Below are 22594 nucleotides of genomic sequence, written 5' to 3'. Positions count from 1 at the left end.
AGTGTATTCGGGGTGCCGCCGCCCCTCCGAGCGGCTACTCGCGGGCCAGGGCGACCGCGGGGTCCGCCTCAGGGGCGGGCAGCGCGGCGACCGCCTCGAGGAAGGCGGTGGTCTCCGCCTCGGTTCCCGCGCTCACCCGCAGGTGGTGCGGGATCCCGACGTCGCGGATCAGGATGCCGCGGGCGAGGAGCGCCTCGAACATCGCTCCGGGGTCGGCGACGCCGCCGAAGAGGACGAAGTTGCTGCCGGTCTCGTGCGGGGTGTAGCCGAGCTCGCGCAGTCCGTCGATCATCCGGTCGCGCTGGACGATGATCTCGCCCACCATCGCGAGCATCTCGTCGGCGTGGGCGAGCGCCGCGGTGGCGGCCGCCTGGGTCAATGCGGAGAGGTGGTACGGCAGGCGCACCAGGCGGAGGGCGTCGACGACGGCCGGGTCGGCGGCGAGGTAGCCGAGGCGGACGCCGGCGAAGGCGAAGGCCTTGCTCATCGTGCGGGAGACGAGCAGGCGCGGGCGGCCCTCGAGCAGGCTGAGGGCGGTCGGCGCCTCGCGACCGGCGAACTCCGCGTAGGCCTCGTCGACGACGACGATGCCGTCGGTCGCGTCGTACACCGCGGCGATCGTCTCGAGGTCGAGCGGCGTGCCGGTGGGGTTGTTCGGGGCGCAGAGGAAGACGATGTCCGGGCGCTCCCGGCGCACCGCGTCGGCGGCGTGGGCGGCGGACACGCGGAAGTCGGCCTCGCGGTCGACGCTGATCCAGCGGGTGCCGCTGCCGGAGGCGAGGATCGAGTACATCGAGTAGGTCGGCGAGAACCCGAGCAGCGAGCGGCCAGGGCCGCCGAAGGCCTGCAGGACGTGCTGGAGGACCTCGTTCGAGCCGTTGGCGGCCCAGATCGAGTCGGCCGCCAGGCCGTGGCCGAGGTAGCCGGCCAGCGAGTCGCGCAGCTCGCGGAACTCGCGGTCGGGGTAGCGGTTCACCGTCCGGAGGGCGACGGACACCCGCTCGACGATGTCGGCGATGACGTCGTCGGGGACCGGGTGGGTGTTCTCGTTGACGTTGAGAGCCACGGGGACGACGGCCTGCGGAGCGCCGTAGGGCTGCTGACCGCGCAGGTCGTCGCGGAGGGGGAGATCGTCGAGAGTCGTCACCCCGGAATGGTACCGGGGCGCTCGACGCGCTCGATCAGCCCGCGATCTCGTACTGCGCGGGGATGGCGAGGCGCTGACCGGGCTCGAGGCCGGCGTTCGCCAGCTGGTTGAGCGACTGGATGTCGTAGACGACGTCGCGCGGGTCGGACTGCGGCGCGAGCTCCTCCGCGAGGGACCAGAGGGACTCGCCGGCGCGGACGGTGACGTACTGGAACTCGATGTCGGCGCTCTCGCCCGAGGCGACGGCTCCGCCGCCGTTGAGGCCGAAGACGAAGGCTCCGGCGACGAGCGGCAGGGCGCCGAGGGTCGCGAGCACGGCGCGGCCGCGACGGGTCAGGCGCAGCCGGGTGCGCGCACCGGGCTGCTCGGCAGCAGTGACGTGCTGTGCGGGAGTCTGGTGCAACGCGGTGGTGGAGAGCTGTGCGGTCATGGTGATCGCTCCTTTCAGCAGGGGTTCGGGCCGGGTCCTCGGCCGGGAGGACCCGGTCCGAACCTCTGTTCCGAATATATCTTCGAATACCGCGTCGGGCAAGACCCGGTCGCGCCGCATCCGTTGCTGGATCGCGCGACACACTCGAACGAATGTTTCGAACGCGGACCCCCGCCGGATACAGTTTCGAGAGTCCGCAGTCAGTACAGCAGCGACCACCGACATCGGTGCTCGACTCGGGCGGAGAGGGCGCGCACGCGGCGTGCGCACCGAGAGAGGGACGATCGTGAGCGACGCGCAGACGGCCGGAGCGAGGCCGGCCAGGACGACGACTCCGGCGCCGAAGGCGAAGGCGGCGGCCAAGCCCGCGGCCGGCCGCCGCCGGAAGAACCTCAGCGCGAAGCAGCTCGCGATCCTCGACGCCATCCAGCGCTCGGTGTCCAGCCGCGGCTATCCGCCGAGCATGCGCGAGATCGGCGACGCCGTCGGGCTCGCCTCGCTCTCCAGCGTCACGCACCAGCTCAACCAGCTCGAGCTCAGCGGCTACCTGCGCCGCGACCCCAACCGCCCCCGCGCGCTCGAGATCCTCATCGACGTGCCGAGCTCCACCGAGGACGACGGCTCGTTCGAGTCGACGGCGACGGTCGCCGACGCGGCGATGGTGCCGCTCGTCGGCCGGATCGCGGCCGGCGTGCCGATCATGGCGGACCAGCAGATCGACGAGGTCTTCCCGCTCCCCCGCCAGCTGGTCGGCAAGGGCGAGCTCTTCATGCTCAAGGTGGTCGGCGAGTCGATGATCGACGCGGCCATCTGCGACGGCGACTGGGTCGTCGTCCGCTCGCAGCGCACCGCGGAGAACGGCGAGATCGTGGCGGCGATGCTCGACGGCGAGGCGACCGTCAAGGTGCTGCGCCAGCGCGACGGCCACACCTGGCTGCTCCCCCGCAACTCCAACTTCGAGCCTATCCTCGGCGACGAGGCCGAGGTCCTCGGCAAGATCGTCGCGGTGCTCCGCTCGGTCTGACGCGGCGGCGCAGCACGCGCAGGAGGGGCGGACGGCATCGAGCCGTCCGCCCCTCCTGCGTCTCCGGGCCTGGCAGCCCGAGGGTCTAGCGGGCGGCGTCCTCCAGCAGCGACCGGCGCGCGGCCGTCGCCGCGCTCACCAGATTCCGCAGCGACGCGACCGTCTCGTCGTAGCCGCGGGTCTTGAGTCCGCAGTCCGGGTTGATCCAGAGCTGCCGGGCGGGGATACCGTCGAGCGCGGTGCGCACGAGCTCGGCGACCTCCTCCTCGCCGGGCACGCGCGGCGAGTGGATGTCCCAGACGCCGGGGCCGATCCCGCGGGCGAAGCCGGACCGCTCGATGTCGGCGACGACCTCCATCCGCGAGCGCGCCGCCTCGATGCTCGTGACATCGGCGTCGAGCCGGTCGATCGCGTCGATGACGACGCCGAACTCCGAATAGCAGAGGTGGGTGTGGATCTGCGTCGCCGTCGCCGCCCCCGCGGTCGCCAGGCGGAACGAGCCGACCGACCACTCGAGGTACGCCGGCTGGTTGTCCTTCTCGAGCGGCAGCAGCTCGCGCAGCGCCGGCTCGTCCACCTGCACGATGCGGATGCCGGCGGCCTCGAGGTCCGCGATCTCGTCGCGGAGGCTCAGCGCCACCTGCTCGGCCGTCTCCTTCAGCGGCTGGTCGTCGCGGACGAACGACCAGGCGAGGATCGTGACCGGCCCGGTCAGCATCCCCTTCACCGGGCGGTCGGTCAGCGACTGGGTGAAGCTCGACCACTCGACGGTGATCGGCGCGGGGCGCGAGACGTCGCCCCACAGCAGCGACGGCCGCGTGCAGCGGCTGCCGTAGGACTGCACCCAGCCGTTGCGGGTCACCGCGAAGCCGTCGAGGTTCTCGGCGAAGTACTGCACCATGTCGTTGCGCTCGGGCTCGCCGTGCACGAGGACGTCGAGACCGATCTCCTCCTGCAGGCGCACGACCCGCTCGATCTCGTCGCACATGCGGGTCGCGTACTGCTCCTCGGTCAGATCGCCCCTGACCACGGCTGCTCGCGCCGTGCGGATCTCGCGGGTCTGCGGGAACGAGCCGATGGTCGTCGTCGGCAGCGGCGGCAGGCCGAGGGCCTCCTCCTGTGCCGCGAGACGCGCGTCGTAGGACGCGCGCCGGTAGTCCTCCGGCCGGAGGGCCGCCGCTCGCGTGCGGACGGCGCCGTCGCGGACACCGGGCGCCGAGCGCCGGTCCTCGAGGGCGGCGGTCGCGGCGCGCAGCTCGGGCTCGATCGCGTCCCGGCCGGAGTCGAGCCCGCGGGCGAGCGCGGCGACCTGCTGCACCTTCTGGTCGGCGAAGGCCAGCCAGGTGACCAGGCGCTCGTCGAGATCGGGCTCGTCGGTCACGTCGTGCGGCAGGTGGAAGAGCGAGGTGGAGCTGGAGACGGCGACGCGCGAGGTCAGCGAGCGCAGCGCCTCCGCCTTCGCGAACGCCGCGGCGAGATCGCCGCGCCAGACGTTGTGCCCGTCGACGACCCCCGCGACGAGCACGGTGCCCTCGAGCCCGGGAGTCGTCGCCGGCGTAGCGCCTTTCACGAGGTCGACGCCGATCGCCTCGATCTCCGCCGCCGCGAGGACGGGCAGCGCGTCGCCGAGGTCGCCGTACGGTGCTGCGACGAACAGGGCCGGCCGATCCGCCGCTCCGCCCAGCACCCGATAGGCCTCCTCGGTGGCGGCGAGCACGCGGGCGCGATCGACCTCGATCGACTCCGACACCAGCGCCGGCTCGTCCAGCTGCACCCACTCCGCCCCCGCCGCACGCAGGCGGGCCAGCAGCTCGGTGTAGACGGGCAGCAGGTCGGCCAGGCGCGACAGCGGCTCGAAGCCGGCCGGGGCCGACTCGCTCGGCTTGGCGAGCAGGAGGTAGGTCACCGGCCCGACCAGGACGGGCCGCGTCGTGAAGCCGGCCTCCCGCGCTTCCGCCACCTCCCGGATCCGGCGGGTGTCGGCGAGCGAGAAGACCGTCTCGGGACCGATCTCGGGCACCAGGTAGTGGTAGTTGGAGTCGAACCACTTGGTCATCTCGAGCGGCGCGCGCTCGCCGTCGCCGCGGGCGAGCGTGAAGGAGCCGGCCAGGTCGACCGCGCCGTCGACGACGAGATCGGCGAAGCGCTCCGGGATCGCGCCGACGGCGAGCGTGGTGTCGAGGACCTGGTCGTAGAAGGAGTGCGCCTCCGGGATCGACGAGTCGTCGCGGCCGAGGCCGAGGGCCACCAGACGCTCCCGGGTCGCGGTGCGCAGCCGGGCGGCCGCGGCCTCCAGCTCGGCGGCGTCGATCGTGCCGGCCCAGAAGGCCTCGACCGCCTTCTTCAGCTCGCGGCGGCGCCCGATGCGCGGGTAGCCCAGAACGGTTCCGGTCGGGAAGGCGGGTGCGGTCGTGCTCATGATGATCTCTCCGTGCTCGGGGTCGGGTCTGGGTCAGGGCGTGCGGGCGGGCGTGGGCGCGTCCGTGGACGGCTCGGCGGCAGGCAGGAGCCCGCTCTCCGCGAGGACCTCCAGCACCGCTTCGTGCCGGTTGAAGGCGTAGAGGTGCACGGCGGGGGCGCCGCCGTCGACGAGGGTGCGGACCATCGCCGCAGCGTGCTCGACGCCGATGCGGATCCGAGCGTCGTCGTCGGGCTCGACGTCGAGGGCGATCGCGAGGTCGGCGGGCAGGTCCTCCCCGCTGAGCTCGAGCATCCTGCGCAGGCGCTCCGGACTGGTCACCGGCATCACCCCCGGGATGATCGGCATGGTCACCCCGGCCGCGCGGGCGCGCTCGACGAAGCGCAGGTAGTCGGCGGGGTGGAAGAAGAGCTGGGTGATCGCGAAGGCCGCCCCCGCCGCCTCCTTCGCCAGCAGCGCGTCGATGTCCTGCGACCGGGAGCGCGAGCGCGGGTGCCCGTTCGGGAACGCGGCGACCGCCACCTGCGCACGCGGCCGGCGGGCGACGTCGACCCGCTGGGCGTTCGGCAGCACCGTCACCGCGCCGTAGGGCTCGCGCTCGGCCTGCACCCGGTGGATCAGCTGCACCAGCTCGGCCGCGCTGCCCAGCTCGCCGAGGAACGGCGCGTCCTCGGCGGCGTCCGTCGGCGGGTCGCCGCGCAGAGCCAGGAAGCGGGTGACGCCCGCCTCGAGGAACTCGTGCACGAGGCGGTTCGCCTCGGCGTGCGTCGAGCCGACGCAGGTGAGGTGCGCCAGGGGCTCCGCCGCGGTGTGCTCGCGGAGGTAGCGGAGGATGTCGAGCGACGCGCTGCGCGAGGAGCCGCCGGCGCCGTAGGTCACCGAGACGAAGGACGGCCGGACGGCCGCGAGCCGGTCGACGGTGCGCTCGAGCGCGCGGGCTCCGGTGGCGGTCCGCGCCGGGTAGATCTCGAAGGAGAACGGGACGGCCCGACAGTGGCTCTGCGGAGCGGTCTCCGCGTGGTTCGTCAGCACGGCACAGCCCTCCGTTCCTCGACGCGGCCGGGACGTCCGGCCGCGATGACGCGGTCTGGGCGGGTGCCGGGCTCGGCTGTCGCTCACAGCGCCGGGTGGCGCCTCGTCGTCCACAGTAGGAACGGGCGCCCGGCACGTCGAGGAGCGTGACGGGATGTGACCGGCCGTGACGCCGCGTGTCGCCGGAGGTGGCGGCCGACGCCCGGGACACACGACGAAGCGCCCGCCGGCACGGGGTGATCCGTGCCGGCGGGCGCTCCGACGTCGGTGCTACGCCTCGACGGCCGCGGCCGGAGCCGCGAACTCGCCGAGCGAGCCGGCGAGGTCCTCGTGCACGAGCGCGTGGACGTGAGTGCCGCCCTCGACGTACTGCGTCGAGAGGATCCGCCCGTTGCGGTGCAGCGAGGAGACCACGTCGCCGCGGTCGTACGGCACGAGCAGGTCGATCTCGATCTGCGGCTCGGGCAGGATCTCGGCGATGCGCGCCTGGAGCTCGTCCATCCCCTCGCCGCTGCGGGCGGACACGAAGACCGCGCCGGGAGCGAGACCGCGCAGCACGAGCCGCTGCCCCTCGTCGACGAGATCGGACTTGTTGAACGCGATGATCTCGGGGATCCCGCGCGCGCCCACCTCGCCGATGACGTCGCGGACGGTCGCGATCTGCCCCGCGGGGTCCGGGTGCGAGGCGTCGACGACGTGGACGATGACGTCCGAGTCGGCGACCTCCTCCAGCGTCGAGCGGAAGGCCTCGACCAGCTGGTGCGGCAGGGCACGCACGAAGCCGACGGTGTCGGCGAGCGTGTAGCCGCGCCCGTCCGGGGTCTCGGACTTGCGGATCGTCGCATCGAGGGTCGCGAAGAGCGAGTTCTCGACGAGCACGCCCGCGTGAGTCATCCGGTTGAGCAGGCTGGACTTGCCGGCGTTGGTGTAGCCGGCGATGGCGACCGACGGCACGGCGTTGCGCTTGCGGTTGGCGCGCTTCGCCTCGCGGGCGGGCTTCATCGCGGTGATCTGCTTGCGCAGGCGCGCCATGCGGGTGTGGATGCGACGGCGGTCGAGCTCGATCTTCGTCTCACCCGGTCCGCGGGAGCCCATGCCGGCGCCCGCGCCCACCTGGCCACCGGCCTGGCGGGACATCGATTCGCCCCAGCCGCGCAGGCGCGGCAGCAGGTACTCGAGCTGCGCGAGCTCGACCTGCGCCTTGCCCTCGCGGCTCGTGGCGTGCTGGCTGAAGATGTCGAGGATGACGGCCGTGCGGTCGATGACCTTGACCTTCACCACGTCCTCCAGCGAGCGGCGCTGGCTCGGGACCAGCTCGGTGTCGGCGACGACCGTGTCCGCGCCGAGCGCGGCGACGAGGCCGGCCAGCTCCTCGGCCTTGCCCTTGCCCAGGTAGGTGCTGGGGTCGGGATGCGGCCGGCGCTGCAGCAGTCCGTCGAGGACGGTCGCTCCCGCGGTCTCGGCCAGGGCGGCGAGCTCGTGCAGCGAGTTCTCCGCGTCCTCGATCGAGCCCTGCGAGTAGACGCCGATCAGCACCACGTTCTCGAGGCGCAGCTGGCGGTACTCGACCTCGGTGACGTCCTCGAGCTCGGTGGACAGTCCGGCGACGCGCCGCAGCGCCTGCCGATCGGCACGGTCGAACTGGTCGCCGTCACTGCTCTGCTCGCCGTCGCGCTCGACGTCCTGCCCATCGCTCTGCAGCGCCTGGGCTCCGCCCGCGACGAACCGCGAATATCCCGACGAACGCGACTGCGCGTTCGCCAGGACCCGCGAGACGACGTCCACGGCCTCGGTCGTGTCGGTCTCGTTCAGGTCTTCCGTCATCCGGATAACACTAACTCCTCAGCTGTTGATAAGTTCACTTCTCATGGCCGCCGAGCACTACTTCACGAGCACTCCCGACGGCGACCTCCGACCCCGCAGGATCAGCGCGCGGATCGCCGGCCGCGACCTCGAGGTCACGACCGCCGGCGGGGTGTTCAGCCCCGGCCACGTCGATCTCGGCACCCGGGTCCTGCTGGACGCGGTCCCCGACGCCCCCGCGAGCGGGGACCTCCTGGATCTCGGCTGCGGCTGGGGACCGATCTCGCTCGCCCTGGCGCTCGGCTCCCCCGACGCCCGGGTGTGGGCGGTCGACGTCAACCAGCGGGCGCTCGAGCTCGTCCGCCGCAACTGCGCAGAACTCGGTGTCTCCAATGTCAACGCGGTGCTGCCCGAGGATGTTCCCGAGGACGTCCGCTTCGCCGCGATCTGGTCGAACCCGCCGATCCGGGTGGGCAAGGCCGAGCTGCACGCGCTGCTCGAGCGCTGGCTCCCCCGCCTCGAGCCCGACGCGGAGGCCTGGCTCGTCGTGCAGCGCAACCTCGGCGCCGACTCGCTGCTCACGTGGCTGACCGAGACGTTCGAGGGCCGGCTCGACGTCGACCGGATCTCCTCGGCCAAGGGCTTCCGGGTCATCCGGACCACGCGCACGGCCTGACCGCCTGAGACTTCCCGTTCGCCGGACCGGGCCAGTGCCGCGCTGGTCGATCGGTCCCGCGCTAGTCGATCCGGATCGTGCCGGTGTAGACGAGATCGGCCGGGCCGGACACGCCGACGTGCTCGCCCTCCTCGGTCGGGAACATCGTCACGCCCAGCGTCCCGCCGGGGACCTCGACGCGCCAGGACTGCGGTGCGCGCGCACCGGCCCAGTAGCGGACCGCGAGGGCCGCAGCGGCGGCGCCTGTGCCGCAGCTCAGCGTCTCACCGCTGCCGCGCTCGTGCACGCGCATCCGGATCCGGCCGATGCCGTCGTGCACCAGGGGCTCACCGGGCACGACGAACTCGACGTTCGCCCCGTCGGCCGGCTCAGGCTCGATCTGCGGGATGTAGCTGAGGTCGGCCTCGTCGAGCTCCTCGTCGTTGCTCAGCGCCACCACGATGTGCGGGTTGCCGAGGTCGAGGCCGAGACCGGGGCGCGGCACCTTCAGCTCCTTGGCGCGAACGAGCGGCTCGCCGCCCGCGAGCTCCCAGCGACCGAGATCGACCTGGAAGCCGGCGCCGCTGCGGGTCACGTCGCGGACCCCGGCGCGAGTGCCGATCGGGAGGGTGTCGCCCTGCTCGAGCGTCGCGAGACCGCCGGCGAGCAGGAACGCGGCGTAGACGCGGATGCCGTTGCCGCACATCTCGGCGATCGAGCCGTCGGCGTTGCGGTAGTCCATGAACCACTCGGCCTCCGGCTCCTGCTCGAGGGCGGCCGCGCCGTCGGCCAGGGAGCGCGAGCGGACCGCGCGGATGATGCCGTCGGCGCCGACGCCGAAGTGGCGGTCGCAGATCATCGCGATCTGCGCGGGCGACAGGTCGACCTCACCGTCCGGGTCGCTGAAGAGCACGAAGTCGTTGCCGGTGCCCTGGCCCTTGGTGAAGTGCAGCTCGATCGTCATGGCGGACAGCCTAGCGAGGCGCCGGAGCGCCGACCTGGGCGAGCGCGAGCGCCCGCTCGACGAGGTCCGGAGCGTCGAACGGCAGCCAGTGCGCCGCCTGATAGCGGCGGAACCAGCTGTTCTGCCGGCGCGCGTAGCGGCGGGTCAGCGCCTGGGTGGAGGCGATCGCCTGCTCCTGGGTCAGCTCGCCGGCGCGCTGCGCGAGGGCCTGGGCGTAGCCGATGGCGCGGCTCGCTGTGACGCCGCGCTCGATGCCCAGCGGCACGAGGCGCTCGACCTCGTCGAGCATGCCGCCCGCCCACATCCGCTCCACGCGGTGGTCGAGGCGCTCGACGAGGACCTCGCGCGGCGCGGACAGGGCGAGGACCGTGCTCGGCCGCCACGGCACAGGGGTGTCCGACATCAGTGCACTGTTCGGCGAGCCGGTGAGCTCGGTGATCTCGAGGGCGCGCACGATCCGGCGGACGTTGTGCGGGCCGATCCGCGCGGCGACCTCGGCGTCGACGGAGCGGAGGCGCTCGAAGAGCACGGCGCAGCCCTCGCGCTCGGCCGTTTCCTCCAGGGAGCGCCGGATCGCGGGGTCGGTGCCGGCGAAGGAGAACTCGAAGATCACGCTCGACACGTAGAGGCCGGAGCCGCCGACGAGGATCGGGGTCGCACCGCGCGCCAGGACGTCGTCGACGACGGCGCGCGCCTCGGCCTGGTAGCGGGCGACGGACGCGTCCTCGGTGACGTCGAGCACGTCGAGCAGGTGGTGCGGCACGTCCTGCCGCTCCTCCGGCGGGAGCTTCGCGGTCCCGATGTCCATGCCGCGATAGAGCTGCATGGCGTCGGCGTTGACGACCTCGGCGGCGCCGCCCGACGCGCGGATCGCGGCGGCGAGAGCGAGCGAGAGGTCCGACTTGCCGGTGCCCGTGGCGCCGACGACGGTGAGGAGGGCGGGCGCCGCCCGCTCAGCGCTCGCCATCGAGGGTGTCGTAGATCGGAGTGGTCAGCGTCTCCGGCGCAGCCGGCGTGATCGGGCGGAGCCGGAGCGAGGGCAGGCCGAGCGAGACCTTCGGCGCGCCGGTGGCACCCGGCGCGGAGGGGACGCCGCAGGACTCCGTCTGCGCTCGGTCCCAGGCGTCGCCGGCCCGGGTGCGGCGAACCTGCAGCGGTGCGCCGTCCACCGAGTCCGCGATCAGGTAGAAGGGCGCGGCGCGGGTGACCTCGACGCTGACGACGTCGCCGGGGCGCGGCTGCTCGGAGCCGGCCGGGACGTCGAAGTGGACGAGCCGGCTGTCCTCAGCACGCCCGCTGAGGCGGTGCGTCTCGCTGTCGCGGCGGCCCTCGCCCGTCGCGACGAGCACCTCGACCCGGCGCCCGACGACCGCGCGGTTCTCGCTCTCGCTGATCGAGTCCTGCAGGGCGGCCAGGCGCTCGAAGCGCTCCTGCACGACGGCCTTCGGGATCTGATCGGGCAGCGTCGCCGCGGGCGTCCCCGGGCGGATCGAGTACTGGAAGGTGAACGCGGAGGCGAAACGCGCCGCTTCGACCACGCGCAGGGTGTCCTGGAAGTCGGCCTCGGTCTCACCGGGGAAGCCGACGATGATGTCGGTGCTGATCGCGGCGTGCGGGATGCGGTCGCGCACGCGGTCCAGGATGCCGAGGAAGCGCTCGGAGCGGTAGGAGCGGCGCATCGCCTTGAGGACGCGGTCGGAACCGGACTGCAGCGGCATGTGCAGCTGCGGCATGACGGCCGGCGTCTCGGCCATGGCGTCGATGACGTCGTCGGTGAACGCCGCCGGGTGCGGACTGGTGAAGCGGATCCGCTCCAGGCCCTCGATCGTGCCGGCGGCGCGGAGGAGCTTCGAGAAGGCCTGCCGGTCGCCGAACTCGACGCCGTAGGAGTTCACGTTCTGCCCGAGGAGGGTGACCTCGATCGCGCCGTCGTCGACGAGCGCCTGGATCTCGGCGAGCACGTCGCCCGGACGGCGGTCCTTCTCCTTGCCGCGCAGCGAGGGGACGATGCAGAACGTGCAGGTGTTGTTGCAGCCGACCGAGATCGACACCCAGCCGCTGTAGGTCGAGTCGCGCTTGGTCGGCAGCGTGGAGGGGAACACGTCGAGCGATTCGAGGATCTCGAGCTGGGCCTCGTCGTTGTGCCGCGCCCGCTCGAGCAGGCTCGGCAGAGCGCCCATGTTGTGCGTGCCGAAGACGACGTCGACCCACGGTGCCTTCTCGAGGATGACGTTCTTGTCCTTCTGCGCGAGGCAGCCGCCGACCGCGATCTGCATGCCCGCGTGCCGGCGCTTCACCGAGGCGAGATGGCCCAGGTTGCCGTAGAGCTTGTTGTCCGCGTTCTCGCGCACGGCGCAGGTGTTGATGACGACGATGTCGGCCTCGGCGCCGTCGGCCGAGACGTAGCCGGCCGCCTCGAGCGAGCCGCTGAGCCGCTCGGAGTCGTGGACGTTCATCTGGCAGCCGAAGGTGCGGACCTCGTAGGTCCTCGGCCGCGCATCGACGAGGGGGGAGGTGACCGGACCGAGCGTGCTCATGGTGTGCGATTCTACGCGCCGCTCCGGCCGCCTCTCGGCGACCGGGCGGCGGACCCGCTCAGCGGAAGCGGACGCTCGAGCCGGGCTTGCGCACCGTCTCGCGGACGACGCGCTGGACGAGCGCGCCGGCGTAGCCGCGACGTGCCAGGAAGCCGGTCAGGCGGCGCTCCGCCACCTCGTCGGACAGCGAGCGGAGGCTCGGCAGGCGCTTGCGCGCGAGCTCCATCGCCGTGCGGTACTCGTCGTCGCCGTCGAACTCGTCGAGCGCGGTCGCGATCGCGTCGGGGTCGAGCTTGCGAGCGCGCAGCTCCTGCATGATCGACGAGCGCCCGAGCTTCTTGCGCTCGCGCAGCTGGAGGACCAGCGACTCCGCCATCTTGTAGTCGTCGAGGTAGCCGAAGCGGGTGAAGCGCTCGAGGATGTCGAGAGCGTCCTTCTCGGCGACGCCCTCGGTGTAGAGACGGGCCTCGACCTCGGCGACCGAGAGGCTCTTGCGCGAGAGCCCGCGCACGATGCGGTCCGCGATCTGCTCGGGATCGGGCTCCTCGGGGACGTCGTCCGCGAAGGAGTCCTCCTCGGCCGACTCGTCCTCGAGCGGGTCAACCGCCGGCGCATCGGCGCCCCGACCGGTGCGCCCGGGCACCGGTGCCGGCGCGGCGTCCCGGCGCGCGACATGCGCCGACAGCTCGGCGATCGCGTCCACGGCCGTCTCGGCCTGCTCGGCGTCCGCGCCGTCGTCCTTCACCCAGGGGAGGAAGGCCACGGGCCGACCCTGTGCCCCCTCCGCGGCCTTCTCCCCCACGGGCTAGGCGCCCTTGCGGACGGGCGGCTTGGTCTCGCGGACCGGCTGCTTGGTCTCGATCGCGACCGGAGCGGCGTCGACCACCGCGTTCGGGTCGGCGACGACGCCGAGCTTGATCAGGATGCGCTTCTCGATCTCGGCCGCGATGTCGGGGTTGTCGATGAGGAACTGGCGCGCCTTCTCCTTGCCCTGGCCGAGCTGGTCGCCGTCGTAGGTGTACCAGGCGCCCGACTTGCGGACGATCTCATGCTCGACACCGAAGTCGATCAGGCTGCCCTCGCGGGAGATGCCGATGCCGTAGAGGATGTCGAACTCGGCCTGCTTGAACGGCGGCGCCATCTTGTTCTTGACGACCTTGACGCGGGTGCGGTTCCCGACCGCGTCGGTGCCGTCCTTCAGCGTCTCGATGCGGCGGATGTCGAGGCGGACCGAGGCGTAGAACTTGAGCGCCTTGCCGCCCGCGGTGGTCTCGGGGCTGCCGAAGAAGACGCCGATCTTCTCGCGGAGCTGGTTGATGAAGATCATCGTGGTGTTCGTGGTGTTGAGGCCACCGGTCAGCTTGCGCAGCGCCTGCGACATCAGGCGCGCCTGGAGGCCGACGTGCGAGTCGCCCATCTCGCCCTCGATCTCGGCGCGCGGCACGAGGGCCGCCACGGAGTCGATGACGATGAGGTCGATGGAGCCGGAGCGCACGAGCATGTCGGCGATCTCGAGCGCCTGCTCACCCGTGTCGGGCTGGGAGACGAGCAGCGAGTCGATGTCGACGCCGAGCTTCTTCGCGTACTCGGGGTCGAGCGCGTGCTCCGCGTCGATGAAGGCCGCGATGCCGCCGTTGCGCTGGGCGTTGGCGATCGCGTGCAGGGTCAGCGTGGTCTTTCCCGAGGACTCGGGGCCGTAGATCTCGACGATGCGGCCGCGCGGGAGTCCGCCGATCCCGAGCGCGACGTCGAGCGCGATCGAACCGGTCTGGATCACCTCGACCGGGGCTCGGTCGTCGCTGCCGAGGCGCATGACGGCGCCCTTGCCGAACTGGCGGTCGATCTGGGCGAGTGCTGTCTCGAGGGACTTCTCGCGGTCTGAGGAACTGGGCATGGCCGTCTCGCTCTCGTGTCGTGGTGGTATCGCCTACAGGCTGTCGTGTCGTACCGGAACCGTTCGCGGGCGAGTGCCCCTGAATGCGGTCCCGGCCGGTTGCGACAAGGCGGTGAAGCAGTCCGAATGACTGATGTCGACGGTAGGCCCGACCACCGACATCGGTGGCGAGCCGGACCTCTTCCGTGGAGACGGAGGCGATCCTGCTTCTGGTGAGGAGCTTAGACCCGTTCGAACAGGGATTCGAGGGTGGCACGCCCGGCGTGTCGAACACGACTTCGGCCGTGCGGCGACGGCGCGGGTCAGCGCGTGCTCAGCGCCGGCGCTTCGCCGGGTCGATCCCGTGCCAGCGGCCCTCGGGGACGTCGTTGGCACGGCAGAGCGCGATCCAGACCTCGCGGGGCTCCGCGCCGTCGCGGAGCGCCTTCTGCGCCGTCCGGCCGCCGAGCTCGGTCAGCACGAGATCGGACACGAGCACGCGCGCGTAGGCGGCGCCGAACTCGTCGTCGACCAGCTGCTGGAACTCGCTCAGGCGCATGCGTCCACGGTAACAAGCCGCGCCGGATGGGAGGCGAGCGAGCGGAAGCGGGCGGCCCCCGGGAACGACGAAGGGCGCCGGAGCCGGAGCTCGGGCGCCCTTCGCGAGGTGCGGGTGCGGTGGGTGGGGGGACGGGCCCGCTACTGCGAGACGAGGTCCGCGTCGAATCCGGCGACCATGTCGGCCGGGATGGTGTCGGGGATCGTGTCGATCCCCTCGATGACCGCGAGACGGTCGCCGACCTCGCGCATGATCACCGAGATCGGGGTGTCGAGCGCATCGGCCACCGAGGCGAGGATCTCGGACGACGCCTCCTTCTGACCGCGCTCGACCTCGCTGAGGTAGCCGAGAGCGACACTCGCCTTGCTCGCCACCTGGCGCAGGGTGCGACCTTTCTGCAGGCGAAAGTCCCTGAGGACATCGCCGATCTCCTGACGAACTAGAACCACTGGACCCTCCTTCTCCACGTCAACCGCTTCTCGCGCACCGATTCGAGAGATGCGAGAGCATCGGATTCGAAGGGGATGTGTACGAGAGAGCCGGATAGCTGTTCACTACCCGGCTCGTGTGAGTCGACTCTAATACCGGATGACTGGACTTTGCGTGTGAGCGACGTCAGATGTAACCGGGCCGAAACCCTGTGCATTCCACGATTCCGCGCCGCTTCCTGGGCTTCCGCTGTCAGGGCGACGACGCGACGAGCTCCTGGGCCAGCGCGAGCGCCGCGGCGACGGATGCGGCGCGGATCCCGGCCCGTCCGCCGTCGAAGCGGTGCTCGCGCACCAGCTCGGCGTCGTCCAGGACGGCGGCGACGAACACGGTGCCGACGGCGGCCCCGCCCTGCGGCTCCGGGCCGGCGACCCCGGTCGTCGCGATCCCGACGGTCCGCGACCCCGCCTCCCCGAGCCGTCGGGCGGCGCCGCGCGCCATCTGCACGGCGACGACCGGGTGGACGGGTCCCTCCCGGTCGAGCAGCTCCGCGTCGACGCCGAGCAGGCGGTGCTTGAGGTCGGTCGCGTAGGACACCACTCCCCCGCGGTAGACGGCGGAGGCGCCGGGCACCTCGACGAGCGCGGAGCTCAGCGCCCCGCCGGTCAGCGACTCCGCGACCGCCAGCGCGAGACCGCGCCGCCGGAGCTCTGACAGCAGCGCCTCGGCGGTCATCGCCGGCCGCGCGCGGCGCGGCTCTGGCGCGCCGCGTCGGCGAGGTAGTCGATGCCCGTGACGACGGTGAGGATCACCGCGGCCGTCATCGTGACCCCGTTCAGCCAGTGCACCCACTCGCCGAGGAAGGTCCAGAGCGGCAGGAGCGCGAGCGAGATCGCGACGGACTGCACGATCGTCTTCAGCTTGCCGCCGCGGGACGCCGGGATCACGCGGTCGGAGAGGACGGCCATCCGGAAGACCGTGATGCCGATCTCGCGGACCAGGATGACGATCGTGACCCACCAGGGCAGCTCGGCGAGGATCGAGAGCCCGACCAGCGCCGCTCCGGTGAGCACCTTGTCGGCGATCGGGTCGAGCAGCTTGCCGAGGTCGGTGACCAGCCCGCGGCTGCGCGCGATGTGGCCGTCGATCCCGTCGGTCGCGATCGCGACGATGAAGAGCAGCGCCGCGGCGATGCGCACGCCGCCGTCCTCGCCGCCGTCGGCCAGGAGGAGCCAGAAGAACACCGGGGCGAGCAGGATGCGCACCACGGTGATCGCGTTGGGCAGGTTCCAGTTGCTCGGGGCGGCGCCGGCCTGCGCGGTGGGGCTGGTCATCGGAGTCCGCCGTTCCTCGTGGTCGGTCGATTCGGCGGGACGCTCGTGCTCGTCGAGGTCATCGCTCAGTCCCGCCCGGTGAGCGCCCAGGCGTCGTCGTCGGAGCCCTCGTCGTCGTCGTGGTAGTCGGTCGCGACCGGGCCGGAGGGCTCGGCCAGCGGGTCGGCGTAGGCGTCGGGCGCGGTCGGCGACGGCGTGGCGGCGTGCTCGCCGGGCTCCTCGCCGCGCATCCGCGAGAGCACCCCCGGCAGCTGCTCGGCGGTCACCAGCACGTCGCGCGCCTTCGAGCCCTCCGAGGGGCCGACGACCTCGCGCGATTCGAGCAGGTCCATCAGGCGGCCCGCCTTGGCGAACCCGACGCGGAGCTTGCGCTGCAGCATCGAGGTCGAGCCGAACTGGGTGCTGACCACGAGCTCGGCCGCCGCCATCAGCAGCTCGAGGTCGTCGCCGATGTCGGAGTCGATCTCCTTCCGCTGCGCCTGCACCGTGATGTCCTGGCGGTACTCGGGCTGCGCCTGGCGGGTGACGTGCTCGACGACCTTGGCGATCTCCTCCTCGCGCACCCAGGCGCCCTGGACGCGCATCGGCTTGTTCGTGCCCATCGGCAGGAACAGGCCGTCGCCCTGGCCGATGAGCTTGTCGGCGCCCGGCTGGTCGAGGATGACGCGGGAGTCGGTGACGCTCGTCACGGCGAAGGCCAGGCGGCTGGGCACGTTCGCCTTGATCAGGCCGGTGACGACGTCGACGCTCGGGCGCTGGGTGGCGAGCACGAGATGGATGCCGGAGGCGCGGGCCAGCTGGGTGATGCGGACGATCGAGTCCTCGACGTCGCGCGGGGCGACCATCATCAGGTCGGCGAGCTCGTCCACGACGACCAGGAGGTAGGGGTAGGGCCGGAGGACGCGGTTGCTGCCCGCGGGGAGCTTGATCTCGCCGCTGCGCACCGCCGCGTTGAAGTCGTCGATGTGCCGGTAGCCGAACGACGCGAGGTCGTCGTAGCGCATGTCCATCTCCTTCACGACCCACTGGAGCGCCTCGGCGGCCTTCTTGGGGTTCGTGATGATGGGCGTGATCAGGTGCGGGACGCCGCCGTAGATCGTGAGCTCGACGCGCTTGGGGTCGATCAGCACCATCCGGACGTCCTGCGGGCTCGCGCGCATCAGCAGGCTCGTGATCATCGAGTTCACGAAGCTGGACTTGCCGGAGCCGGTCGAGCCGGCGACCAGGAGGTGCGGCATCTTGGCGAGGTTGGCCACCACGTAGCCGCCCTCGACGTCCTTGCCGACGCCGATCGTCATCGGGTGGGTGGACGTCGTCGAGGCGGCGGAGCGCAGGACGTCGCCGAGCGAGACGATCTCGCGGTCGGTGTTCGGGATCTCGACGCCGATCGCGCTCTTGCCCGGGATGGGCGAGAGGATCCGCACCTCGTTGCTGGCGACCGCGTAGGAGAGGTTCTTGCTCAGGGCCGTGACGCGCTCGACCTTGACGCCCGGGCCGAGCTCGATCTCGTAGCGGGTGACCGTCGGGCCGCGGGAGAAGCCGGTGACCGTCGCATCCACGTTGAACTGCTGCAGGACCTCGGTGAGCGCGCGCACCATCTCGTCGTTCGCGGCCGAGCGGGCCTTCGACGGCGTGCCGGTGGAGAGGGCGGACGCGGACGGCAGTCGGTACGGGGTGTCCTCCTCGAAGGAGGAGTCGAAGTCGGCGGTCGGGTCGGCGGCGACCGGGGCGATCGGGCCGGTCTCGATCACCGGCGGCAGCGGGACGGCGGGGGCGACGTCGAGGTCGTCGAGCGCGATCACGCCCGTCGCGTCGTCGTCCACCACGCCCAGCGGGATGCGGGTGGTCGCGCTCTGATCGTGGCGGGCCAGGGCGGCCTCTGCCGACTCGGCCTCGGAGATCACCTCGGTGGCGTAGGAGCGGGTGGGCGGGTCGGCCGGCTCGTCGCGGTCTGCGGTCGTCGGCTCCTCGAGCGCGGTGTCGAAGCCCTTCGCGCGGCCTCGGCCCTTCCGGCCCTTCGGCGCCTCGTCCTCGTCGCCGAGCGCATCGATCGGCAGCTCGGCCTGGACGGTCGGCTCGTCCTCGCGACCGGAGTCGGTGCGGCGCCACCAGGGCAGCTCGCCGCCGTCCTCCTGCTCGTCGTCGGCCTTCTCGCCCTCGGCCTTCGCGGCCGCCTTGCTCGCGGCCTTCTCGGCCTTCAGGCGCGCGCGCTCCTCGTCGTCGAGGACGGGGGCGCCGAAGAGGTAGCCGTAGAGCTCGCGCGAGCGGGCCGCGATCCGGTTCGGCGGGGTCTTGGTGATGATGAAGAGCGAGAGCAGGACGACCAGGGAGAGCAGCACCGTGGCGCCGGGCACGGTCGCGAGCGCCACGAGAGGCGCTCCGACGAGCCAGCCGAGGACACCGCCGGCCGCGGCCATCTGCTCGATGCCCGACCCCGGCGCCGGAGCACCCAGGTGCGCGTGGCAGAGCCCGGCGGAGGAGATCAGCAGGACGGCGAGGCCCACGCCGATGCGCCCGTTGTCGTCGACGGAGCGCGGGTGCCGGAACAGCCAGAGCGAGAACAGCAGCAGCACGACCGGCAGGACGTAGGCGACGCGGCCGAACAGGCCGCCGAAGCTCCAGGCGTCGAGCACGAGCGCGACCGGATCGGTGGCGAGGAACCACTCCACCACCGCGCCGGCGACGGCGAGCAGCAGGAGCAGGAAGGGGACGCCGTCGCGGCGCTCCTCCTTCGCGAGGCGCTCGGGACCGAGGGCGCGCGCAGCGCCGCCGGCCAGGTGCGCGAGCGCCATCCAGACGGTGACGAGCGGGTTGGTGCGCGGAGCCGAGCTGAACGCGACCGTGCTCTTCTCGGACGATCCCCGCCCGGAGCCGCGGCCGGAGCGCGGAGTGCTCGAGCGCGCGGGGGCGCTCGCCTTCGCGCGGGAGGTCGTCTTCGGAGTCGTCGCCATAGGGCCACCGTACCCGCCGCCTCCGTCATCGCCGCGGACCCGCGCCGGGCGGGCTGAGGCCGTGACCGGCCCGTGCCCGGCCGCCGCCGGGTCCGCTCAGCGCAGGGTCGCGACCATCGTCTCCGCGTCGCCGCGGTCCTCGACCGCGCTGAAGCCCTCGCTCCGGTAGAGCCGGCGGGCGAAGTTGTCCGTCGAGACGTTCAGCGAGATCCGGGCGTAGCCCGCGGCCCGCGCCTGCCCCAGGGCGGCGCGCAGCAGGCCGCGGCCGATGCCCTGCGCACGCCAGACCGGGCGCACCCCGAGGGTCAGCTCGGGCACGCCGGGGGCGACGAAGCCGCGGCCCGGCGTGGTGGCGCTGAAGAGGCGGAACCAGCAGGCGCCGATCCGCTCGCCGTCGGCGGTCTCGGCGACGGAGCCGAGATCGCCCGGCCGGGGCCAGCCCGCGACGTACCGGCGGGTCGACTCCTCCTCGAGGACGTCGATGCGGGTGCGGGCGGTCGTCCAGTTCCAGTTCGCCGCCTCGACGAGCATGTCGGCGAGGAAGGGGGCGTCCTCGCGGCGGGCGGGGCGGATCGAGTGCTCCATGCGCGGTCTCCGTGGGGGCTCGGGTCTGGCATGAGGTGCGGACGGGGGCGCCCGCGAACGGGCGGTGGAGCGGGAGCGGGCCGGCGCGTCGGGGGTGCGCCGTCCGGCGGATCAGGCCTCGATGACGAGGGGCACGATCATCGGGCGGCGGCGGTAGGTCGTGTTCACCCAGCGGCCGACGACGCGGCGGATGCTCTGCGAGAGCGCGTGCTGATCGCTCACTCCGCTCTGCACCGCCTCCTCGAGGGCCTTCGCGATGCGCGGCTTCACATCGTCGAAGACGCGGTCGTCCTCCGCGAAGCCCTTGGCGTGGATCTCGGGACCGACCACGATCCGGCCGGTGCCGGCCTCCACCACCACGATGATCGAGATGAAGCCCTCCTCGCTGAGGATTCGGCGGTCCTTGAGGTCGGCGTCGGTGATCTCGCCGACGGACGAGCCGTCGACGTAGACGAAGCCGAGGTCGAGCTGACCGGCCACGGTCACCACGCCGTCGAGGAGGTCGAGGACCGTGCCGTCCTCGGCGATGATCGTGTTCTCCTCCGCGATGCCGGTGGCCTGGGCGAGCTTCGCGTTCGCGACCAGGTGGCGGTACTCGCCGTGCACCGGCAGCACGTTCAGCGGCTTGAGGATGTTGTAGCAGTAGATCAGCTCACCGGCGGCGGCGTGACCCGAGACGTGCACCTTCGCGTTGCCCTTGTGCACGACCGTCGCGCCCAGCTTCGTCAGCCCGTTGATCACGCGGTAGACGGCGTTCTCGTTCCCGGGGATGAGGCTCGACGCGAGGATGACGGTGTCGCCCTCGCCGGGCTGGATCTGGTGGTCGAGGTTCGCCATCCGGCTGAGCACCGCCATCGGCTCGCCCTGCGAGCCGGTCGACATGTAGACGATCCGGTCCTCGGGGATGTCGCCGGCCTTCTTGACGTCGATCAGGACGCCCTCCGGCACCCTGAGGTACCCCAGGGTGGCGGCGATGCCCATGTTGCGCACCATCGAGCGGCCGAGCAGCGCCACGCGGCGCCCGTTGGCGTGCGCGGCGTCGAGCACCTGCTGCACCCGGTGCACGTGGCTGGAGAAGCTCGCCACGATCACCCGGCGGGTCGCCTTCGCGATCACGCTCTCGATGACCGGGCCGATGTCGCGCTCGTTCGGCGTGAAGCCGGGCACGTCGGCGTTGGTGGAGTCGACCATGAACAGGTCGATGCCCTCCTCGCCGAGGCGGGCGAACGCGCGGAGGTCGGTGATGCGGCCGTCGAGCGGGAGCTGGTCCATCTTGAAGTCGCCGGTGTGCAGCACCGAGCCCGCGTCGGTGATGATCGCGACCGCGAGCGCGTCCGGGATGGAGTGGTTGACCGCCACGAACTCGAGCTCGAAAGGGCCGAGGTTCTCGACGTCGCCCTCCTTCACCGCGAGCGTGTACGGCTTGATCCGGTGCTCCTTCAGCTTCGCCTCGACCAGCGCGAGCGTCAGGGTCGAGCCGATCAGCGGGATGTCCCGCTTGAGCTTGAGGAGGTAGGGGACGGCGCCGATGTGGTCCTCGTGGCCGTGGGTCAGCACGACGCCGACGATGTCGTCGAGGCGGTCCTTGATCGGGGTGAAGTCGGGGAGGATCAGGTCGACGCCCGGCTGGTTCTCCTCCGGGAAGAGCACGCCGCAGTCGACCACGAGGATCTTGCCGTCGATCTCGAAGACCGTCATGTTGCGGCCGATCTCGCCGAGGCCGCCGAGCGGGATGATCCGCAGCGTGCCCGCCTCGAGCGCGGCAGGAGTGATCACGGGACTGGGCATGCGCCCTCCTCTTCCTCGGTCGGGAGTCGTCCGTGCCGCTCGTGCGGCGTCAGCGTGTGGTGCCGGCGACCTTCGGCAGCGCGCCGCCCGCGGCGGCGTTGCGGTCGGGCCGGAAGTTGCGGAAGTCGACGCCGGGGATGTCGCGGACGAGGCCGAGCTCGTCCTCGATCAGGGCGGCCTCCGACTCCTCGGGGCCGACGAGCGGCAGGCGCACGCGGGGCGAGGAGATGCGGCCGAGCCCGTGCAGGATGTACTTCGCCGCGACGGTGCCGGGGACGTGGGTCATCACGGCGCGCACGAGCGGCTCGAGCTGCTGGTGCGCGAGCGTGGCGGCCTTGAGGTCGCCGGAGTTCACGGCGTCCACGATGGTGCGGTAGGGCGAGGCGGCGATGTTGGCGGTGACGCCGATCAGGCCGGTGGCACCGATCGCCAGCTCGGGCAGGACGTTGGCGTCGTCGCCGCAGAAGTACATCAGGTCGGTCTGGTTGAGGACACGGCTCACCTCGGAGAGATCGCCCTTCGCGTCCTTCACGGCGAGGATGTTGGGGTGCTTGGCCGCGCGGAGGATCGTCTCGTAGCGGATGGGCACGCCGGTGCGGCCGGGGATGTCGTAGAGGATGACCGGGAGATCGGTCGCGTCGGCGATCATCCGGAAGTGCGTGAGGATGCCGGCCTGGGTGGGCTTGTTGTAGTAGGGCGTGACGATCATGTTGCCGTCGGCGCCGGCCTTCTCGCTCTGCCGCGCGAGCTGCATCGCGTGCGCGGTCTCGTTGGAGCCGCCGCCGGTGATGATCTTCGCGCGGCCCGCGGCGACGGACTTGCCGACCTCGACGAGGCGGATCTTCTCCGGGTCGGTGAGGGTGCTGGTCTCGCCGGTGGTGCCGGTGACGACGATGCCGTCGGCGCCCTTCGAGATGCAGTCGTCGATGTGCTTCTCGACGCCGGGCCAGTCGACCTCGCCGTCGGCGGTGAACGGGGTGACCAGGGCGACCAGGACCTGGCCGAAAGGATTCTCCGGAGTTGACACGAGCCCAGGGTATCGGGTCGGCGGTCGCGGGCCGTGG

20 protein-coding genes are annotated in these 22594 nt (G+C 72.0%); 2 read left to right on the top strand and 18 right to left on the bottom strand.

The window, feature by feature from the left end:
* Positions 1 to 34 precede the first annotated feature (34 nt).
* Positions 35 to 1147, bottom strand: a complete 1113-nt coding sequence (locus HRK28_RS13620) for a histidinol-phosphate transaminase (RefSeq protein ID WP_173251930.1) — start codon at positions 1145 to 1147, stop codon at positions 35 to 37.
* Positions 1148 to 1181: 34 nt separating this feature from the next.
* The gene (locus HRK28_RS13615; protein WP_160090243.1) at positions 1182 to 1577 is read right to left on the bottom strand and encodes a LysM peptidoglycan-binding domain-containing protein; all 396 of its coding nucleotides are present in this window, start codon (positions 1575 to 1577) and stop codon (positions 1182 to 1184) included.
* Positions 1578 to 1863: 286 nt separating this feature from the next.
* On the opposite strand from HRK28_RS13615, the gene lexA reads away from it, so the two are divergent.
* Positions 1864 to 2601, top strand: a complete 738-nt coding sequence (gene lexA / locus HRK28_RS13610) for a transcriptional repressor LexA (protein ID WP_173251929.1) — start codon at positions 1864 to 1866, stop codon at positions 2599 to 2601.
* Positions 2602 to 2686: 85 nt separating this feature from the next.
* On the opposite strand, the gene metE is transcribed toward lexA, so the two are convergent.
* The 3 genes from metE to hflX all read right to left on the bottom strand — a co-directional run bounded on the left by metE (position 2687) and on the right by hflX (position 7876).
* A complete protein-coding gene (gene metE, locus HRK28_RS13605) occupies positions 2687 to 5020 on the bottom strand; it encodes a 5-methyltetrahydropteroyltriglutamate--homocysteine S-methyltransferase (RefSeq protein WP_173251928.1) in 2334 nt (777 codons plus the stop codon).
* A gap of 33 nt (positions 5021 to 5053) precedes the next feature.
* On the bottom strand, positions 5054 to 6052 hold the full coding sequence (locus tag HRK28_RS13600; protein WP_367948425.1) for a methylenetetrahydrofolate reductase: 999 nt from the start codon (positions 6050 to 6052) through the stop codon (positions 5054 to 5056).
* Between the two features lie 270 nt (positions 6053 to 6322).
* Positions 6323 to 7876: a GTPase HflX gene (gene hflX / locus HRK28_RS13595; protein WP_173251927.1), complete on the bottom strand. Its 1554-nt coding sequence runs from the start codon at positions 7874 to 7876 to the stop codon at positions 6323 to 6325.
* A 43-nt stretch (positions 7877 to 7919) separates the two neighbouring features.
* Between hflX and HRK28_RS13590 the strand changes: the two genes are divergently transcribed.
* Entirely contained in the window at positions 7920 to 8531 is a 612-nt protein-coding gene (locus tag HRK28_RS13590; RefSeq protein WP_173251926.1) for a class I SAM-dependent methyltransferase, read from the top strand.
* Positions 8532 to 8592: 61 nt separating this feature from the next.
* On the opposite strand, the gene dapF is transcribed toward HRK28_RS13590, so the two are convergent.
* The 13 genes from dapF to dapA form a co-directional block, all read right to left on the bottom strand.
* Positions 8593 to 9474: a diaminopimelate epimerase gene (dapF, locus tag HRK28_RS13585; protein WP_173251925.1), complete on the bottom strand. Its 882-nt coding sequence runs from the start codon at positions 9472 to 9474 to the stop codon at positions 8593 to 8595.
* Between the two features lie 10 nt (positions 9475 to 9484).
* Positions 9485 to 10441: a tRNA (adenosine(37)-N6)-dimethylallyltransferase MiaA gene (gene miaA, locus HRK28_RS13580; RefSeq protein ID WP_160090253.1), complete on the bottom strand. Its 957-nt coding sequence runs from the start codon at positions 10439 to 10441 to the stop codon at positions 9485 to 9487.
* Positions 10428 to 12011: a tRNA (N6-isopentenyl adenosine(37)-C2)-methylthiotransferase MiaB gene (gene miaB, locus HRK28_RS13575; protein ID WP_173251924.1), complete on the bottom strand. Its 1584-nt coding sequence runs from the start codon at positions 12009 to 12011 to the stop codon at positions 10428 to 10430. The genes miaA and miaB overlap by 14 nt, the downstream gene beginning before the upstream one ends.
* Before the next feature lie 58 nt (positions 12012 to 12069).
* Positions 12070 to 12774 carry a regulatory protein RecX gene (locus HRK28_RS13570; protein ID WP_160090257.1) on the bottom strand — a complete coding sequence of 235 codons (705 nt, stop codon included), beginning with the start codon at positions 12772 to 12774 and terminating at the stop codon, positions 12070 to 12072.
* 42 nt (positions 12775 to 12816) lie between these two features.
* Positions 12817 to 13905 carry a recombinase RecA gene (gene recA / locus HRK28_RS13565; protein ID WP_123444530.1) on the bottom strand — a complete coding sequence of 363 codons (1089 nt, stop codon included), beginning with the start codon at positions 13903 to 13905 and terminating at the stop codon, positions 12817 to 12819.
* Between the two features lie 313 nt (positions 13906 to 14218).
* A complete protein-coding gene (locus HRK28_RS13560; RefSeq protein WP_160090259.1) occupies positions 14219 to 14443 on the bottom strand; it encodes a DUF3046 domain-containing protein in 225 nt (74 codons plus the stop codon).
* Between the two features lie 140 nt (positions 14444 to 14583).
* On the bottom strand, positions 14584 to 14892 hold the full coding sequence (locus HRK28_RS13555) for a helix-turn-helix domain-containing protein (RefSeq protein ID WP_123704950.1): 309 nt from the start codon (positions 14890 to 14892) through the stop codon (positions 14584 to 14586).
* Positions 14893 to 15124: 232 nt separating this feature from the next.
* Positions 15125 to 15607 (bottom strand): CinA family protein, encoded by a 483-nt coding sequence (locus tag HRK28_RS13550; protein ID WP_160090262.1) that lies wholly within the window; start codon positions 15605 to 15607, stop codon positions 15125 to 15127.
* Entirely contained in the window at positions 15604 to 16206 is a 603-nt protein-coding gene (pgsA, locus tag HRK28_RS13545; protein WP_160090263.1) for a CDP-diacylglycerol--glycerol-3-phosphate 3-phosphatidyltransferase, read from the bottom strand. Before pgsA ends, HRK28_RS13550 begins: the two co-directional genes overlap by 4 nt.
* A 65-nt stretch (positions 16207 to 16271) precedes the next feature.
* Positions 16272 to 19157 carry a DNA translocase FtsK gene (locus HRK28_RS13540; protein WP_173251923.1) on the bottom strand — a complete coding sequence of 962 codons (2886 nt, stop codon included), beginning with the start codon at positions 19155 to 19157 and terminating at the stop codon, positions 16272 to 16274.
* A 96-nt stretch (positions 19158 to 19253) separates the two neighbouring features.
* The gene (locus HRK28_RS13535) at positions 19254 to 19742 is read right to left on the bottom strand and encodes a GNAT family N-acetyltransferase (RefSeq protein WP_160090265.1); all 489 of its coding nucleotides are present in this window, start codon (positions 19740 to 19742) and stop codon (positions 19254 to 19256) included.
* A gap of 111 nt (positions 19743 to 19853) precedes the next feature.
* Positions 19854 to 21530 (bottom strand): ribonuclease J, encoded by a 1677-nt coding sequence (locus HRK28_RS13530; RefSeq protein ID WP_160090266.1) that lies wholly within the window; start codon positions 21528 to 21530, stop codon positions 19854 to 19856.
* Positions 21531 to 21579: 49 nt separating this feature from the next.
* Positions 21580 to 22557: a 4-hydroxy-tetrahydrodipicolinate synthase gene (gene dapA, locus HRK28_RS13525; RefSeq protein WP_160090267.1), complete on the bottom strand. Its 978-nt coding sequence runs from the start codon at positions 22555 to 22557 to the stop codon at positions 21580 to 21582.
* Positions 22558 to 22594 lie beyond the last annotated feature (37 nt).

The organism is Rathayibacter sp. VKM Ac-2835 (assembly GCF_013266705.1).
Classification (GTDB): Bacteria; Actinomycetota; Actinomycetes; order Actinomycetales; family Microbacteriaceae; genus Rathayibacter.
The sequence above is the reverse complement of the archived record's forward strand: the minus strand, read 5'-3'. Positions and strand labels throughout refer to the sequence as shown.

What these genes read in the sequence shown, in the direction of transcription:
- HRK28_RS13615 (WP_160090243.1), bottom strand. Translation starts at nt 1,577, where the DNA reads ATGACCGCACAGCTCTCCACCACCGCGTTGCACCAGACTCCCGCACAG.
- metE (WP_173251928.1), bottom strand. Translation starts at nt 5,020, where the DNA reads ATGAGCACGACCGCACCCGCCTTCCCGACCGGAACCGTTCTGGGCTAC.
- hflX (WP_173251927.1), bottom strand. Translation starts at nt 7,876, where the DNA reads ATGACGGAAGACCTGAACGAGACCGACACGACCGAGGCCGTGGACGTC.
- HRK28_RS13590 (WP_173251926.1), top strand. Translation starts at nt 7,920, where the DNA reads ATGGCCGCCGAGCACTACTTCACGAGCACTCCCGACGGCGACCTCCGA.
- dapF (WP_173251925.1), bottom strand. Translation starts at nt 9,474, where the DNA reads ATGACGATCGAGCTGCACTTCACCAAGGGCCAGGGCACCGGCAACGAC.
- miaA (WP_160090253.1), bottom strand. Translation starts at nt 10,441, where the DNA reads ATGGCGAGCGCTGAGCGGGCGGCGCCCGCCCTCCTCACCGTCGTCGGC.
- miaB (WP_173251924.1), bottom strand. Translation starts at nt 12,011, where the DNA reads ATGAGCACGCTCGGTCCGGTCACCTCCCCCCTCGTCGATGCGCGGCCG.
- recA (WP_123444530.1), bottom strand. Translation starts at nt 13,905, where the DNA reads ATGCCCAGTTCCTCAGACCGCGAGAAGTCCCTCGAGACAGCACTCGCC.
- HRK28_RS13560 (WP_160090259.1), bottom strand. Translation starts at nt 14,443, where the DNA reads ATGCGCCTGAGCGAGTTCCAGCAGCTGGTCGACGACGAGTTCGGCGCC.
- HRK28_RS13550 (WP_160090262.1), bottom strand. Translation starts at nt 15,607, where the DNA reads ATGACCGCCGAGGCGCTGCTGTCAGAGCTCCGGCGGCGCGGTCTCGCG.
- pgsA (WP_160090263.1), bottom strand. Translation starts at nt 16,206, where the DNA reads ATGACCAGCCCCACCGCGCAGGCCGGCGCCGCCCCGAGCAACTGGAAC.
- HRK28_RS13540 (WP_173251923.1), bottom strand. Translation starts at nt 19,157, where the DNA reads ATGGCGACGACTCCGAAGACGACCTCCCGCGCGAAGGCGAGCGCCCCC.
- HRK28_RS13535 (WP_160090265.1), bottom strand. Translation starts at nt 19,742, where the DNA reads ATGGAGCACTCGATCCGCCCCGCCCGCCGCGAGGACGCCCCCTTCCTC.
- HRK28_RS13530 (WP_160090266.1), bottom strand. Translation starts at nt 21,530, where the DNA reads ATGCCCAGTCCCGTGATCACTCCTGCCGCGCTCGAGGCGGGCACGCTG.